A 15,487-nucleotide genomic window follows, 5' to 3' on the forward strand; every position below is an offset into this window, starting at 1 on the left:
GCTGCTGTCCCGAGGGCTGGCCGTCAGGAAGCGGAGTGCGCTCCCGCGCGGGACCGGATCACCACGCTGCCGTCGGGCTGCCGGTGTACCGCCACGGGCGCGAGCCGCGGCAGCAGGTCGATGAGCTGGTCGATGCGGTCCAGGTCGAACACGCCGGAAATCCGCCGGCCCGCGGCCTGCTCGTCCGCGATCACGATGGGCGCGGCATGCTGGCGCTGCATCTCCGCCACGGCGTCGGCCAGCGGCGTCGCCTCCAGCAGCAGCCGTCCCTCGCGCCAGGCCGTGGCTGCGGCCATCGCCGCAGGGCCCGGGCGCTCCGGGGCCGGCAGCACTGCCGAGGCGCCTGTGGCCGCTGCATCGTCCGGCACGCGCAGCAGGTCCCCGGCCGCCAGCCGTACCGCGGGAGCTGTCCCATGCAGCGGATGCACGCTGACAAGGCCCTGCAGCACGGCGATATCCGTGCGCCCCGGTCCACCGGGGGTGAACGGCGCACCGCGGCGGCGGATCTGGAACACGGTGCCGATGTCGAGCACGCGTACCGCGCCGGCCTGCACGGCGAAGGGCCGCTGCAGCCACGGCAGCCAGCGGTGCCATGGCGCATGCGCCACATCGAACGACGCCTCGCCCGTGGAGAGGGCCAGCCTGCGCGAGCGCAGGTGCATCGCCACCTCCACGCGGGACTGGCTGTGCAGCCGTACCTCGCTGCCGTCCGGCAGGCGCACGTTGCGGCGCTCTCCCTGGGCGGTGACCAGGGTGTCGCGGTGCCATGCCGGGTCGGCCCACCAGAGCCCGGCGGCCAGCAGGGCCACCGCCGCCGTGCCCGCCGTCGCCCGGGCCGCGCGGCGCCGTTTGCGGGCGGCCGCAGCGCGTTCGATCTCCTCGGGCGTGGGCAGGTGCTGGCGCAGCGCGTCGGCGAAGGGGGCCAGCGCCTCGTCGAAGGGAAGGTGGGGCGAGCGTGCGGAGCGGCGCGCGGGCGGGGGCGCCGTGCGGGCCGGATCAATGTCCATGGCGGTGGCGTGGGTCCCCGTCCGGCGTACTGCCGGCGCAGGTGGCCTGCAGGACCGGCTGCACGCCGCGCAATGCCCGAGCCAGGTGCCGTGCCACCATGCTGCGCGAGATGCCCAGGCGTTGCGCTACCTCGTCCTGGGGCAGCCCGTACAGCTTGGCCATCACGAACACATCGCGGCAGGCCTCGGGCAGGTCCGCGATGGCCGACAGCAGGGCACGCCGGCACTGCTGGGCCGCGCAGGCCAGCTCGGGCGGCGACAGCCGCGCGGGCGCGGCGGGCGACGCGTGTGTCTCCAGCAGCTCCGGCTCCAGGACCGTCTCGGGCCGGCGCGCGCGGGCGCGGTGCCGGTCGATCGCCAGGTCGCGCGACACCGCGCGCAGGAACGCCACCGGATTCTCCACATGCTGCGGCACGGGCCGCTCCAGCAGCCGCACGCAGACCTCGTTCAGGATTTCGCGGGGAAAGCAGTCTTCGCCGAAGCGCTGCCGCAGCGCACCGACCAGTTCCTCATAGTGCTGCACGAGTGCCGCCAGCAGGGGGGCGGCACCGGGGATAGCGCGGGAATCGGCAGCGATGGATGTCATGGCGGCCGTGATTATAGAAAAGTTAATACGAATTATTAACATTGATAACCAGGATTCCACGCCCAGCATCCCTGCCACCAGCGTGGCCGTGACCCGCCGCCGGGACGGCGGCCCGCACGCGCGGCACAATGCCAGCCCTGCCGCCGGCGCTTTTTTGTCCAGCCGGCGCGGCAACGGAGCCACGCATTCCCATGAGCAGCACCATCGACCTCGACAGGATCAACGCCGAACTCGGCCACAACGCGCAGGGCCTCGTGGACTGGGCCATCGGCCTGGGCCAGCCCGCCATCGTCACCACCAACTTCCGCCCGTTCGAGGCCGTGATCCTGCACATGTGCACGCGTGCCAGGCCGGACATCCCGGTCGTGTGGATGGACAACGGCTACAACACCGAAGCCACCTACCGGTTTGCCGACGAGGTGACGCGCCAACTCCGGCTCAACCTGCGCATCTACCTGCCGCTGCGCTCGCGAGCCCACCGCGAAGCGGTGGACGGTCCCACGCCCGCACTGGATGACCCCCGCCACGCCGCGTTCACGCAGGAGGTCAAGCTCGAGCCCTTCGCGCGGGCCCTGCGCGAGACCGCCCCCAAGGTCTGGTTCACGGCCCTGCGCGCCACCGACACGGCCGTGCGGGCGCAGATGGATCCGGTGAGCCTCAACCCCGACGGCCTCGTCAAGGTCGCTCCGCTGCTCCACTGGAGTTCCAAGGACCTGTACGAATACTGCCAGGCGCACGGCCTGCCCAACAATTTCGATTACGTGGATCCGACCAAGGGCGAAGACAACCGCGAGTGCGGCCTGCACCTGGCCCATTGACCGGGCGCGCCGCTCCAGGCGCCCCTCTCCATCCCCAAGGGCGTGCTTGCATGCCCTTTTTTTATGGCTGGGTGCTCACGCTGCCAGTAGTCCTGGGCTGACGCGGCCTCACCCCCCGTGCCTACGCGACCGTGCCGGGCCGACTTTTACAGTGCCTCCATCGCATCCCGCAAGGGTTCCACCCCGTACCGGAGTGGATGGCGGAGCGAGACACCCAGAAGAGAGGACACGTCCATGAACGAAGACACCATCAAGGGCAACTGGAAGCAATTCACCGGAAAGATCAAGGAGCAGTGGGGCAAGCTGACCGATGACGATCTCGACGTGGTCGCCGGCAAGCGCGACCAGTTCCTGGGCAAGCTGCAGGAGCGCCAGGGTCTCGCCCGCGATGCCGCCGAGAAGGAGCTCAAGGCCTGGCAGGACCGCCACCCCGATTTCCGTTTCGACAAGTGATCCGTTCGGACTCCTGCTCTCTCACCGCATTTTCTGAAACCATCCCCTTCACTGACTTGAGGAGAAAACAATGAAGCACGCACGCAATCTGCTCGCCCTGGCCGTCGCCGGTCTGCTCGCCACTTCCGGCATGGCCATGACCAAGGAAGAACACAAGGCAGCCAATGACCGCATCTCCGCCGACTACAAGGCCGCCAAGGCCAAGTGCGACGGCCTGACCGGCAACGCCAAGGATGTCTGCCAGAAGGAAGCCAAGGGCAATGAGAAGATCGCCAAGGCCGAGCTGGAAGCCCAGTACAAGCCCAGCGACAAGAACACCTACAAGGTCGCCGAAGCCCGTGCCGACGCCGCCTACGACGTGGCCAAGGAAAAGTGCGACGACCTGAAGGGCGATGCCAAGAACGTCTGCCAGAAGGATGCCAAGGCCGCCCACGTGAAGGCCAAGGAGGACGCCAAGGTGGCCCGTGCCGAGACCAAGCCCGCCGACACCGCTGCCGAGAAGGGCGCACAGGTGGCTGAGGCCAAGAAGGACGCCGCCCATGAAAAGCGTGAAGCCGACTACAAGGCCGCCAAGGAGCGTTGCGACACCATGAGCGGCGACGCCAAGGACAAGTGCGTTGCCGACGCCAAGCGCATGTACAACCAGTAAGCGTACTGGTGGGAGCCATGGCACGCCACGCCATGGCCCTCTGTGGGCCGAGGTCTCCTGACGGGGGCTTCGGCCTTTTTTTGTGTCCATGCCGGGGGAGGCCATGCCTGCCCGGCGGCCCGAAGGCTGACCTGCATCAAATCTCCCGGCCGGGGCTGCGCCTAAGCTGCATCGCTCACCGCAAGCCAAGGATTGGAGAGATGCATGGCCGCACTGCAATGGTCGGAGGGTCTCGCGCTGGACCTGCCCCTGATGGATGAAACGCACGAGGAATTCGTCGCGTTGCTGGCCGCCGTCGAACAGGCGGACGACGAGGCGCTGCTGCCCGCGTGGCGTGCGCTCGTGGCCCACACCACCGGGCACTTCGCACGCGAAGACGCCTGGATGGCCGCCACCCGCTTCGCCTCGGGCAACTGCCACAGCCTGCAGCACAAAGTGGTGCTGCAGGTGATGGGCGAGGGCACGGCACGCGCCGAGGCAGGCGAGCCTGCCGTGCTGCGCCACATGGCTGGAGAGCTGGCGGTATGGTTCCCCCAGCACACCCAGACCATGGATGCCGCGCTGGCCTTGCACCTGCGCCGCGTGGGCTACGACCCCGTCAGCGGCCAGGTACATGCGCCGGATGCTCTGCCCGAGACTCCCATCCAGGGCTGCGGAGGGGCCTGCTCCAGCGAACTGGTCGAGGCCGAAGCCCCGGCCGCCGCGATCGCGGCTTGACGCCCCGGCGTGTTCCCACGGAAAGCCTGCTGTCCTGGCCGGTCACTCCGTGCGCGACCTTGCCAGCCGCAGGGCGGCCATGCGCCAGGCGAGTTGCCTTATCGCTCGCATGAAGGCGGGAGTCGCTCCCCGGGAGGCACACGCGGTTCGCAGCACGGCCTGCTTGGCGATATGCAGCGCGTCCCGGTCCCTCGCATCCCAGGCCGCCAGCAACTGGTCCCGGTAGCGCGCGAGCCGGGCGGCCTCCGCCGGACGCAGCAGCGCCGGAACTGCCGATGCCTGCGCAGTGCCCTGCGCCGACAGGAAGCCGGACCAGTCCGTGCTGCTGGGCGAGCCGGAATACGGTCTGGCCTGGGTCATGGCGTGATCTCCGCCCGGCCTGCTGAAGACGCGCCCCGGCCCGCGGCAGACAGCGCATACCAGTCCATCTTGCGCGTGGCCACCATCACGAACGCCAGTACCGCGAACAGCGCCAGAGACCCCACCACCAGCGCCGTCTGCTCCAGCTGCAGCAGCAGATAGAGCAGGCCGTAGAGCAGGGCGATGCCCGCGCCGAACGGCAGGCCGCGCCGCACGCTGCGCAGCATGTGGCAGGCATAGTAGGTCAGCAGCAATACGCAGGCGCCGGCCGCCGCCGCGTAGGCCGTGCCGAAGGGTAGATGCTCGGACAGGCTCACCAGCAGCAGGAAGAAGCTGCACAGGGCGCTGCCTGCCAGCAGGTACTGCACCGGATGCACCCGCAGCCGCTGCAGCAACTCGAACAGGCCCACGGCCACGAAGGTGAGCGCGATGAACAGCACGCCGTATTTCGTGGCGCGGTCGGAGAGTGAATACGGATTGACGGGCTCGATGAAGGAGACGCCGAACACATCGGCGCAGCCCGCCTCGGCCGTTCCCGGTGGCTGGTAGGGCGCAGGATCGCCTGTCAGGTCGCACAGCCGCCGGTTGGCGGCAATATCCTGCTGAGCGGTGGTGGCCAGCGCGGAGAGGTGCCAGCGTGCCGTGAATCCATCGTCGCCGAGCGCGCGCTCCGACGGCAGGAAGCGGCCACCGAACGACGGATGGGGCCAGCTGCTCTGCAGCTGCACGTCGGTCGTGCCGCCCAGGGGTACCACCGAAAGCTGCTCGGTACCCACCAGCTCGAGATCCACGGAGGCGACCAGGGGCTCGCCGCGCCCGCGGAGCGCTTCCGGCAGCGGCGTGTGCAGGCCGCGCGTATAGGTGGGGTGGAAGGTGCCGGGCTTGAGCGCCAGCGGTTGCCCGTCCACCTCCACCCGTGCGGCGCGTATGCCGCGTGCATCGCCCACGGCCAGCATGAGGATGGGGGCACCGCACTGCATGCGCGATCCCTCCACGGTGGCGTGCGGCCGCAGGTCCGCGAGCGTGGCCCAGCGCGCGGTGACATGGGCCTGGAGGGTATAGGCGTTGACCTGGTGCAGGCCGCGCGAGAGCTGTTGCATCGCGGCGCCCGACCGCACCTGCAGCGATTCGGGCATGGCCGTGAGCAGGAATTCGCGCCGCTGCTCGGTCGTGCGGCGCTCCTCCCCCTTGCCGGTCACGGTATCCCAGGTTTCCACGCAGGCGCTGTGAAGCATCGGCCCCAGCAGCGTCTGCGGACCGGCCAGGCTCTGGGCCACGCTGCGGGTGGCTTCGCTGCGGTAGTGCTGCCGGTCGCGCACGATGTCTTCGATCATGCCGAGCCCGAAGAGCAGCAGCAGGGTGACCGCGACGAGCGCCACGGCTTTAGTGAGAAAGGGGTGTTTCAAGAGGTGCTCCTCCGGCGAGTGGTGATGGAGGGGCAGTCTCGGCTCCGGGTGTGAGCGGGAAATGAGGTGTGTGAGGCGAGCGTGAAGTGGCGTGCCCCGCCGCCCGCCCGACCTGGCTCGGTGCGAGCCGCAGGCCTGTGCCCCCCGGGGATGATCGTCAGCCGGGCAGTACCAGTGTCGCCCGCAGCCCGCGGGCGGTGCTGGCCATGTCGAGCCGCCCCCCGTGCAGCGCCATGACCCGTTTCACGATCGCCAGCCCCAGGCCCGAGCCGCTGCGCGTGCCGTCGGGTCGCGCGGTGGTGAAGAAGCGCTCGCCCAGCCGGGGCAGGGCATAGCCCGGCACGCCCGGTCCTTCGTCCTGCACGGAGGCCGTGGCGCCGTCCAGCACCACGCGCACGGTGCCGCCTTCGGGCGAGAAGTCGATGGCGTTGTCGATGAGGTTGCCCAGGGCCAGGGTGATGAGTTCTGCCTCCCATGGGCCGCTTCCTCCGTCCCCTTCCAGCTGCAGGCGCACCCTGCGTTGGGAGGCCCGCGCCTCGCACTGGTGCAGGGCCGCCTCGGCGCAATCGCGCAGTGGCACCGGTGCGGCGCCGGCCTCGGCGTGCTGGCGCTGCTCCAGCTTGCTCAGCTCCAGCAGCCGGTCGATGAGGCGCTGCAGGCGCTCGCTCTGGTCCACCACCTGGGCCGCGAACTGCCGGCGGTCATCCCCGGGCAGATCGTCCTGCAGCAGCTCTCCCGCGCCGCGGATGGCGGCCACGGGGCTCTTGAGTTCGTGGGTCAGGGCACGAACGTAGCCTTCGATGTAGTCGCGGCCTGCGAGGCGTTCGCGCATGTGGTCCATGGCGCGCGCGAGATCGCCGAGTTCACCGGGCACCCGCGGCACGGCGGGCGGTGGCCCGCCCCCGTCGCCCGGTGCCTGCACGCTGAGGGCATAGTCGCGCAGGCGGCGCACATGCCACACGGTCCACACCGTGACGGCCACACCCACGGCCGCGGAGAGCGCGAGCAGCAGCAATCCGCCCTGCAGCACCTTGCGTTCGGCGCGGTCGATGAATCGCTGCACCGTGCGCGTCGGCTTGGCGACGGTGAGCACGCCGCCGATCCGCCGTTCGCTGCCAGGGGCGCCATCGATCCAGATCGGCGCGGCCACATACATCACGCCGCTGGTGTCGTCGGTCTGCACGTCGCGCGTGGCGCGGGCGCCGTACTCACCGCGCAGCGTGCGGGCCACGTCGCGCCACTGCGAATAGTCGTCGCCCACGGCGCGCCGCTCGGTATCGAAGACCACGCGCCCGCGGGCATCCGTCACGTAGATGCGGAAATCCAGCGTCTGCTTGGACAGCCCCCAGATGGAGGCATCGACCGGCCGGCTCGCGTAGCGCCGCACGTGGCGCGCGAAATCGCTCTCCGGCGCGCCGGATGCGCCCTGCGCGCCCGCCGCCAGGCGCCCGCTCGCGAGATCGTCGCTCGCCAGCTCCGCCAGCAGGTTGGCGGTATCCACCATCATGTCCTCCATCACCTCCCTCACGCTGGGCTTGATCTCGGCCGTGAACACCCGCAGCACGAAGAACGCCGCGATGCCGTTGATGAGGAAGAACGCGAAAAGCAGCCGCAATCCGAGGCGCATGGGTCAATTTCCTTGCCAGCGGAAGGGGGGTGGCGCGACGCGCATCACGGGGAGCTTCATACCTCTAGTGAATAGCCCATGCCCCGGTGGGTGTGGATGTACTCGCGCGACGGGTCGGCCTCGCGCAGCTTGGCGCGCAGGGTCTTGATGTGCGTGTCCACGGTGCGGTCGGTGCTCTCGCTGTCGCCGCCCCAGGCACCTGCCAGCAGGGCATCGCGCGTGTGGATGCGGCCCGCACCCGCGAGCAGCTGGGACAGCAGGCGGTATTCCCGGCGCGTGAGCGCCAGCGGGCGCCCGTGCAGGTGCATGCGCTGGCCGGCGGCGTCGTCATGGAAGGGGCCGGCCGCCGCGGGGGGCGATGCCGCCGCGGGCACGGCGGCGCGGCGCAGCAGGGCCCTGGCCCGCGCGGCCAGTTCGCGCGGGCTGAAGGGCTTGGGCAGGTAGTCGTCGGCGCCGAGCTCCAGTCCCAGCACGCGGTCGATCTCCTCCCCGTGGGCGCTGAGCATGAGCACGGGCAGGACGCTGCCCTGTTGCCGCAGTTCGCGCAGCAGATCGAGGCCGCTGCCGTCCGGCAGGCCCACGTCCAGCACCAGCAGGTCGAAGCGGTGGGCGCGCAGCAGGCCGCGGGCATCGCCCAGCAGCAGGCTGTGGCTCACGGCCAGGCCGTCGCGTTCCAGGGCGTAGGCCACGGTGCGCGCGATGGCCGGGTCGTCCTCCACGAGCAGCAGGCGGGCCGCCATGGTCAGCGCGCCACCAGCACGGGGAAGAGCTTGCCCAGCCCGTCGGCCATCACCTCGACCGCCAGAGCCGCCAGAATCAGGCCCATGAGCCGCGTCATCACGTTGATGCCCGTCTTGCCCAGCACGCGCGCGATCGGGTCGGCGAGCGCGAAGCACACCGCCGTGGCCAGGGCGATGACCACGCCGTAGCCCACCAGTGCCAGGTGCTGCCAGAAGGTCTGTGCCCGGTCGGCGTAGATCACTACCGTGGACATGCTCGCCGGCCCGGTGAGCAGCGGGATCGTGAGCGGCACCACGGCGATGCTGTCGCCCTGGGCGGCCTTCTCGGCGCCTTCCTCCAGCTCGTGCGTGTGCGGTTTCGCTTCCGCGGGCTGGGCATTGAGCATGTTCATCGCGCTGATGAGCAGCAGCATGCCGCCGCCCACCTGGAAGCTCTGCAGCGAGATGTTGAAGAACTCCAGGATCTGCAGGCCCAGCAGCGCGCAGGCCGCGATGACGCAGAACGCGCTGAAGGCCGCCACCTGGATGGTGCGCTGCCGCTGCCGCGGCGAGAACCCGTCGGTGTAGTGAATGAAGAAGGGCACGATGGCCAGCGGGTTCACGATGGCCAGCAGGGTGATGAGGGGCTTGAGGTCCATGGGATGTCGGTGTCCGGTTCAGCGGCCGCCGGAGACGTCCAGCAGGCTCATGGTGGTGTAGCTCGCGGCGTCCGACAGCAGCCAGACGATGGATTCGGCCACCTCTTCCGGCGTGCCTCCCCGGCCCATGGGCACCTGATGGGCGAGGTCGCGCACGCGGTCGGGCAATCCGCCGCTCGCGTGGATCTCGGTATCGATCAGCCCGGGCCGCACCGCGTTCACGCGGATGCCTTCCGCCGCCACTTCGCGCGCGAGGCCCACCGTGAGCACGTCGATGGCGCCCTTGGCTGCCGCATAGTCCACGTACTGGTGGGCGGCACCCAGCCGGGCGGCGGCGCTGGAAACATTGACGATGCTGCCGCCCTGGCCGCCGCGCTGCAGGCCCATGCGCCGCACGGCCTCGCGCGCGCAGTAAAAGCTGCCCAGGACATTGATGTCGAACATGCGCCGCAGCCGCTCGCCGCTCATCTCGGACACGCGTGCAGGCACGTCCACCACGCCGGCATTGTTCACCAGGGCCGACAGCCGGCCCCACTGCCTGTCCACCGCCTCGAACAGCGCCACGACCTGCGATTCGTCGGCCACGTCCGCCTGGATGGCCACGGCTTCGCCGCCTTCCGCCCGGATGGCATCGACCACGCGCCCGGCCGCGGCGGCGTCGCGCGCATAGTTCACCGCCACGGCCCAGCCGCGCCGCGCGGCCAGCCGGGCGGTGGCGGCGCCGATGCCCCGGCTGCCTCCCGTCACCAAAACCACTTTTTTGTCCATGGGTGCGTCTCCTGCAAGAATGCCGTGGCGCGATTACAGCACTGCCGTGCCCGGCGCGGGCATGCCGCTGCGATCGATTCCGCCGCCCCTCCCCCGGGGGGCGTTCAACCCGTCCAATATCGAAGGAGTGACAAACATGGGCAGTTTCGTGGATCTGGCCTCGGCCGATGGTTTCAAGGTGCCGGCCTGGGTGGCGCAGCCCGAAGGCCGTGCGCGCGGCGCCGTGGTGGTCCTGCAGGAGATCTTCGGCGTCAATTCGCACATCCGCTCCGTGGCCGACCGCTATGCGGCCGCGGGCTACCTCGCGGTGGCGCCTGCCACCTTCGCGCGCGTGAAGCCCGGCGTGGAGCTGGGCTACACCGACGATGACATGAAGGAAGGTTTCGGCCTGAAGCAGCAGGTGGAGGCGCTGCCCGGCGCGGGCGTGCTGCCCGACATCCAGGCCGCCATCGACCACGCGGCGCAGCAGAGCGGCGGCAAGGTCGGTATCGTGGGCTACTGCTGGGGCGGCCTGCTGTCCTGGCGGGCAGCGTGCGCACTCCGTGGCCTGTCGGCCGCGGCCGTCTATTACGGTGGCGGCATCACGGGCGACCAGGAAGTGGCCCGCACCCCGCGCTGCCCGGTGATCGCACACTTCGGCAAGCGCGACCACTACATCCCGCTGGAAGGCGTGGAGGCCTTCCGCAAGGCGCATCCGGAGGTGGAAGCCTACATCTACGAGGCCGACCACGGCTTCAACTGCGACCAGCGCGGCTCCTACGACGCGCCCTCGGCAGACCTGGCGCGCGAACGCACGCTGGCGTTCTTCGCGAAGCACCTGGGCTGAGCTGCCGCCGGAAAAAGCTCTAGAGGCCCGCCCTCCGGCCTTTGAAACCGACGAAGCGTTACCCATCCGAAGGCCGCGGAGCAGGCCAAGCCAGCAGGCGCCGTGGAACTGGCTTTGCCAGGCCACAGGCGTCCAGCACCTCGCCAGAGCCGAGGGGCGTTCGTCCCGTCCATGCCCGCGCAGGCGGGCATGGAGCCGCGGTCCTCACTCCGCCCTGCCCGCCATGCGCAGCATGGCGAGAGCGGGGGCTGAGTTCTGCGGTTCCAAGCCTGCCTGCGCAGGCTTGGACGTGCACGAAGGGCAGCCGCCTCTGGAGGCAGCACCGAGCAGCGCAGCCGCTCAGGGGGGTGTTTCCCAGTCAGTGCGCCCCGGCCGCCGCATCGGCGCTGCCCGCACTGGCGCGCACCGGGTGGGCCAGCCAGACCAGCGGGATCAGCAGCAGGAACAGCACGGCCGACGCATAGAAGATGTCGTTGGCCGCCAGCATGAAGGCCTGCTGGTTCACCAGCCGCTCGACCTGCGCGAGCGCCTGCTCTGCCGTCAGACCGCCTGCCTGCAACCCCTGCAGTGTCTGCGTGACGGCCACGCCGCCCTGCTGCAGTCCTTCGGTGAGCTGCGCATGGTGCAGCGTGGCGCGCCGCTCCCACAGCGTGGTCGAGACCGAGGTGCCGATCGCGCCGGCCGTGATCCGCATGAAGTTCGACAGCCCCGAGGCCGAAGGGATGCGCGCCGGAGCGATCTCCGACAGCGTGAGCGTCACCAGCGGGATGAAGAAGAACGCCATGGCGATGCCCTGGATGATGGTGGGCACCATGATGGTCGCCAGGTCCGCCTGCGTGTTGAACCGCGAGCGCATCCACAGCACCAGCGCGAACACCAGGAAGGCGAAGGTCGCGAAGCGGCGCGGGTCCACCTTGGCGATGTTCTTGCCCACCACCGGCGACAGCACCAGCGCCAGCAGGCCCACGGGTGCCATCACCATGCCCGCCTGCGTGGCCGTGTAGCCCATGTACTGCTGCAGCCAGAGCGGCAGCAGCACCACGTTGCCGAAGAACAGGCCGTAGCCCACCGAGGTAGCCAGCGCGCCGGCCCAGAAGTTGCGGATCTTGAAGAGCGACAGGTCCACCACCGGATGCTCCTCGCCGCGCTCCCAGACCATGAAGGTGATGAAGCCCACCACGGCCACCACACAGCAGGCCACCACCCAGGGCGAGGCGAACCAGTCATGCTCCTTGCCGATGTCCAGCATCACCTGCATCGCCGCCACCCAGATGACGAGCAGGGCCAGGCCGACGGAGTCGATCGGCAGCGCGCGCCGCTCGGACTCGCGCTTGTGGAAGATGCCCCAGGTCACGAGCACCGCCACGATGCCCACCGGCACGTTGATGTAGAAGATCCACGGCCAGGTCATGTTGTCCGTGATCCAGCCGCCCAGCAGCGGCCCCATGACCGGCGCGATGAGCGTGGTCATCGACCACATCGCCATGGCCAGCCCGGCCAGCGCCTTGGGGTAGCTGGAGAGCAGCAGCGACTGCGACAGCGGGATCATCGGCCCGGCCACGAAGCCCTGCAGCGCGCGGAAGGCGATGAGCGTGGCCATGTTGGGCGCCAGCCCGCACAGCAGCGATGCGATGACGAAGAGCGTCACGCTGGCCACGAACAGGCGCACCTGCCCGAAGCGCTGCGACAGCCAGCCGGTGAGCGGCACCGCGATGGCGTTGGCCACCGCGAAGCTGGTGATGACCCAGGTTCCCTGCGTGGGGCTCACGCCCAGGTCGCCCGCGATGGCGGGCAGCGACACGTTGGCGATCGACGTGTCCAGCACGTTCATGAACGTGGCCGCCGAGAGGGCCAGCGTGCCCCACATGCGCGCGCTGCCTTCGAGCGGCGGCGGCGCCAGGGGCGGAGTGTGGGAAGGAGAGGACATGGAGGCTCCGAAAGGGGAGGGCGCCGCCGCGGTCAGTGGGCCTGCGTCCGGCCGGTGGCGCGGGCGGCCGGTCCTGCATTGGCTGCGATGATGCGGGCCACTTCTTCGTCGGCACCCTTGTCGAGGCCGGCATACACGGCCGTCTGCGCCACTGCCTCGGCACGCGGCGCATCCGCCAGCAGTGCGCCTGCGCGGTCCTGGGTGTTGACCGTAACGTCCATGGACAGGCCCACGCGCAGCGGATGGTCCTTGAGCTGCTCGGCGTCCAGGGCGATGCGCACGGGCACGCGCTGCACCACCTTGATCCAGTTGCCGGTGGCGTTCTGCGCGGGCAGCAGTGCGAACGCCGCGCCCGTGCCCACGCCCAGCCCGACGACCTTGCCCGTGTATTCCACCTTGCTGCCGTAGAGGTCCGCCGTGAGCGTGGCGGACTGGCCCAGGCGCAGGTTGCGCAGCTGGTTTTCCTTGAAGTTCGCGTCCACCCAGACGTGGCTGAGCGGCACGATGGTCATGAGCGGAGCGCCGGGCGCCACGCGCTGGCCGAGCTGCACCGTGCGCTTGGCGACATAGCCGTCCACCGGAGCGGGCAGGGCCGTGCGGCGCTCGGCAAGATAGGCTTCGCGCACCTTCGCTGCAGCGGCGAGCACGTTGGGGTTTTCCTGCACCGGCACGCCCTGGGTGAGCGACTGGTTGCTGGTCAGCTGTTCACGTGCGGCTTCGACGCCGGCCTGCGCGGCGGCCAGGGCCGAACGGGCCGCGTCCACCTGGTTTTGCGCGTGCTGCAGCTCCTCCTTGGAGACGGCGCCGTTGCCCGAGAGGGACTGCCGGCGCTTCAGGTCTTCCTGGGCGCGTGCCACGTCCGACCTTGCCTTGGTGACCTCGGCCTGGCGCAGCGTGATCTGCGCGTTCAGCGAGCCGTTGTTCACGTACACGGTGCGCGCCTGCCGCACGGCCTGGGCCAGGCCCGCCTCGGCCTGCGCCAGCGCCACGCGGGCATCGGCCGGGTCCAGCTGCACCAGCGGTGCGCCGGCCTTCACGAAGTCGGTGTCGTCGGCCATGATGGACATGACCGTGCCGCCCGTCTGCGGCGTGATCTGGATGACGTTGCCCTGTACGTAGGCGTTGTCGGTGCTCTCGTAGTGGCTCAGGACGAGCCAGTCGTACAGGCCCCACCCCGCGCCGGCCACGACGACCACGGCGGCGAGGGCCACGAGGGTCTTGCGGCGGCGGGCCTTGGCGTCCTGTGCGTTTGCCGGGGCGTTGGAGGGGGCGGAAGCGTTCTGGGGTGCGTTCATGGTGATGTCTCCCCGCGGGACGGCCATCGTCCGCGCGGCAAGGGAAAAAGGAGGCGGATAAAGGGAGCGGAAAGGTCAGTGCGCGGAGCCGGATGCGCCGGGTGCCTGCGTGCCCGCTGCCAGGATGGGGGCCTGCGCGGCATAGCCACCCCCCAGTGCGCGCGCCAGGCGGGCCTGGTTGTCCAGGCGGCGGGCCGCAAGATCCACGGCCTGGCGGCGCTGCTGCAGCACGCTGGTCTCGGCGGTGAGCACGTTCAGGTAGTTGCCCAGGCCGGCCCGGTAGCGCTGCTGGGCGATGGCGTAGGCGCTCTCGGCGGAGGCCTGCGCTTCGCGCTGCTCGGCCGCCTGCTGGTCGATGGAGCGTGCCGAGGCGATCTGGTCGGCCGCTTCATGCAGCGCATCCAGCAGGGTGGCGTTGTAGCTCTCGACGGCGGCATCCACGTCGGCGGCCTTGCCGCGCAGGTTGGCGCGCAGCCGGCCCGCCTCGAAGATCGGCAGCCGGATGGCCGGGCCCACGCCCCATTCCCGGCTGCCGCCCTTGACGAAGTTGTCCAGCCCCAGCGAGGCCAGGCCCACGAAGGCCGTGAGGCTCACGTTGGGATAGAACTGCGCCTTCGCCACGGCCACGTCCTGCGTTGCGGCTTCCACGCGCCAGCGCGCGGCGGCGATGTCCGCACGCCGGCCCAGCAGGTCCGCGGGCAGCGCGGCGGGCAGGGCGATGGCATGCAGGGACGTCAGCGGCGGCGGCACCAGGGCCTGCGCCGCTCCGGGTTGCCCCACCAGTGCGTCCAGCGCATTGCGCGCCATGGCCGCCTGCTCGCGCAGCGCCTCGATCTGCTGGCGCGCCTCGGGCAGGCTGCCTTCGCTCTGGCGCTCTTCCAGCCGCGTGTCCAGGCCGGCCGCCACGCGGTCGCGCACCAGCGACAGGGTCTGGGTGCGTTGCTCCAGGGTGCGCTGTGCCACGCCGAGCTGGTCCTGCACCCGTGCGAGTTCCACGTACTGCCGCACCACGTTGGACGCCAACAGCACCCGCGCGGCCTGCGCGTCGGCGATGGCTGCATTGGCGCTGCCCACCGCGGCGTCGATGGCCGCGCGGTTCTTGCCGAAGAAGTCCAGCTCCCAGCTGCCCGTGAGGCGGCCCGTGGCGCTGTTTTCCGTGCTGCCGCCCAGCGGAGGCGGATAGATGGAATTGGCGCTGTAGCGCTGCCGGTTGGCGTCCAGGCTGCCATTGACCTGTGGGCGGTCTGCAGCGCGCGTGGCTTCCGTGAAGGCCTGTGCCCGGGCGATGCGCGCTTCGGCGAGCTTCAGGTTGGGGCTCCGGGACAGGGCCTGGTCGATGAGTGCATCCAGCTGCGCATCGCCGAAGCCGCGCCACCAGTCGGATGCCACGGCCGGATCGGCGAAGGCCCGTGCGGCATCCGCCGTGCCCTGGGCCTGTGCAGCAAGGCCCAGCGAGGCTGCGTCGCGCATCCGGGCCTGGGGGGCGATGCCGGACATGTCCGCGCAGGCCGTCAGCCCCAGCAGCGCGAAGGCCAGGGTGCCGACGTACAGCGCCACCGCCTGCCAGCGAGGCCCTGCGGCGTCTCCGGCCGGTTGCACGTGCGGCATCGTCGCCGCGGGGGTGGAGGGAGCCAGGAGGTTTTTCATGTTGTGTCGTGCTCTCGGGAAAA

16 protein-coding genes are annotated in these 15,487 nt (G+C 70.3%); 5 read left to right on the forward strand and 11 right to left on the reverse strand.

The window, feature by feature from the left end; translation table 11 throughout:
* Nucleotides 1-23: 23 nt before the first annotated feature.
* Together ACAV_RS01820 and ACAV_RS01825 are read right to left on the reverse strand one after the other, a co-directional pair.
* Entirely contained in the window at nucleotides 24-1,007 is a 984-nt protein-coding gene (locus ACAV_RS01820; protein ID WP_013592884.1) for a FecR family protein, read from the reverse strand.
* Nucleotides 997-1,593 carry an RNA polymerase sigma factor gene (locus ACAV_RS01825; protein ID WP_013592885.1) on the reverse strand — a complete coding sequence of 199 codons (597 nt, stop codon included), beginning with the start codon at nucleotides 1,591-1,593 and terminating at the stop codon, nucleotides 997-999. The genes ACAV_RS01820 and ACAV_RS01825 overlap by 11 nt, the downstream gene beginning before the upstream one ends.
* Nucleotides 1,594-1,784: 191 nt before the next feature.
* Between ACAV_RS01825 and ACAV_RS01830 the strand changes: the two genes are divergently transcribed.
* The 4 genes from ACAV_RS01830 to ACAV_RS01845 all read left to right on the forward strand — a co-directional run bounded on the left by ACAV_RS01830 (nucleotide 1,785) and on the right by ACAV_RS01845 (nucleotide 4,230).
* On the forward strand, nucleotides 1,785-2,411 hold the full coding sequence (locus tag ACAV_RS01830) for a phosphoadenosine phosphosulfate reductase domain-containing protein (RefSeq protein WP_013592886.1): 627 nt from the start codon (nucleotides 1,785-1,787) through the stop codon (nucleotides 2,409-2,411).
* A gap of 234 nt (nucleotides 2,412-2,645) precedes the next feature.
* Nucleotides 2,646-2,864 carry a CsbD family protein gene (locus ACAV_RS01835; RefSeq protein WP_013592887.1) on the forward strand — a complete coding sequence of 73 codons (219 nt, stop codon included), beginning with the start codon at nucleotides 2,646-2,648 and terminating at the stop codon, nucleotides 2,862-2,864.
* Nucleotides 2,865-2,934: 70 nt separating this feature from the next.
* Nucleotides 2,935-3,513 carry a hypothetical protein gene (locus ACAV_RS01840; RefSeq protein WP_013592888.1) on the forward strand — a complete coding sequence of 193 codons (579 nt, stop codon included), beginning with the start codon at nucleotides 2,935-2,937 and terminating at the stop codon, nucleotides 3,511-3,513.
* A 204-nt stretch (nucleotides 3,514-3,717) separates the two neighbouring features.
* The gene (locus ACAV_RS01845; protein WP_013592889.1) at nucleotides 3,718-4,230 is read left to right on the forward strand and encodes a hemerythrin domain-containing protein; all 513 of its coding nucleotides are present in this window, start codon (nucleotides 3,718-3,720) and stop codon (nucleotides 4,228-4,230) included.
* Nucleotides 4,231-4,272: 42 nt separating this feature from the next.
* On the opposite strand, the gene ACAV_RS01850 is transcribed toward ACAV_RS01845, so the two are convergent.
* The 6 genes from ACAV_RS01850 to ACAV_RS01875 all read right to left on the reverse strand — a co-directional run bounded on the left by ACAV_RS01850 (nucleotide 4,273) and on the right by ACAV_RS01875 (nucleotide 9,769).
* The gene (locus ACAV_RS01850) at nucleotides 4,273-4,590 is read right to left on the reverse strand and encodes a hypothetical protein (protein WP_013592890.1); all 318 of its coding nucleotides are present in this window, start codon (nucleotides 4,588-4,590) and stop codon (nucleotides 4,273-4,275) included.
* On the reverse strand, nucleotides 4,587-5,996 hold the full coding sequence (gene creD / locus ACAV_RS01855) for a cell envelope integrity protein CreD (protein WP_013592891.1): 1,410 nt from the start codon (nucleotides 5,994-5,996) through the stop codon (nucleotides 4,587-4,589). The genes ACAV_RS01850 and creD overlap by 4 nt, the downstream gene beginning before the upstream one ends.
* Nucleotides 5,997-6,153: 157 nt before the next feature.
* Nucleotides 6,154-7,623 (reverse strand): two-component system sensor histidine kinase CreC, encoded by a 1,470-nt coding sequence (creC, locus tag ACAV_RS01860; RefSeq protein ID WP_013592892.1) that lies wholly within the window; start codon nucleotides 7,621-7,623, stop codon nucleotides 6,154-6,156.
* Nucleotides 7,624-7,679: 56 nt separating this feature from the next.
* A complete protein-coding gene (locus tag ACAV_RS01865; RefSeq protein ID WP_013592893.1) occupies nucleotides 7,680-8,363 on the reverse strand; it encodes a response regulator in 684 nt (227 codons plus the stop codon).
* Between the two features lie 2 nt (nucleotides 8,364-8,365).
* Entirely contained in the window at nucleotides 8,366-9,001 is a 636-nt protein-coding gene (locus ACAV_RS01870) for a MarC family protein (RefSeq protein ID WP_013592894.1), read from the reverse strand.
* 18 nt (nucleotides 9,002-9,019) lie between these two features.
* Complete coding sequence (locus ACAV_RS01875; RefSeq protein WP_013592895.1) at nucleotides 9,020-9,769, reverse strand: SDR family oxidoreductase; 750 nt, start codon at nucleotides 9,767-9,769, stop codon at nucleotides 9,020-9,022.
* Nucleotides 9,770-9,905: 136 nt separating this feature from the next.
* Between ACAV_RS01875 and ACAV_RS01880 the strand changes: the two genes are divergently transcribed.
* On the forward strand, nucleotides 9,906-10,595 hold the full coding sequence (locus tag ACAV_RS01880) for a dienelactone hydrolase family protein (protein WP_013592896.1): 690 nt from the start codon (nucleotides 9,906-9,908) through the stop codon (nucleotides 10,593-10,595).
* Nucleotides 10,596-10,953: 358 nt separating this feature from the next.
* On the opposite strand, the gene ACAV_RS01885 is transcribed toward ACAV_RS01880, so the two are convergent.
* The 3 genes from ACAV_RS01885 to ACAV_RS01895 form a co-directional block, all read right to left on the reverse strand.
* A complete protein-coding gene (locus tag ACAV_RS01885; protein ID WP_013592897.1) occupies nucleotides 10,954-12,522 on the reverse strand; it encodes a DHA2 family efflux MFS transporter permease subunit in 1,569 nt (522 codons plus the stop codon).
* Between the two features lie 32 nt (nucleotides 12,523-12,554).
* Nucleotides 12,555-13,817, reverse strand: coding sequence for an HlyD family secretion protein (locus ACAV_RS01890; RefSeq protein WP_049791214.1), 1,263 nt, complete (start codon nucleotides 13,815-13,817; stop codon nucleotides 12,555-12,557).
* A 75-nt stretch (nucleotides 13,818-13,892) separates the two neighbouring features.
* On the reverse strand, nucleotides 13,893-15,464 hold the full coding sequence (locus tag ACAV_RS01895; RefSeq protein ID WP_013592899.1) for an efflux transporter outer membrane subunit: 1,572 nt from the start codon (nucleotides 15,462-15,464) through the stop codon (nucleotides 13,893-13,895).
* Between the last annotated feature and the right edge of the window lie 23 nt (nucleotides 15,465-15,487).

The organism is Paracidovorax avenae ATCC 19860, from assembly GCF_000176855.2.
Lineage (GTDB): Bacteria > Pseudomonadota > Gammaproteobacteria > Burkholderiales > Burkholderiaceae_C > Paracidovorax > Paracidovorax avenae.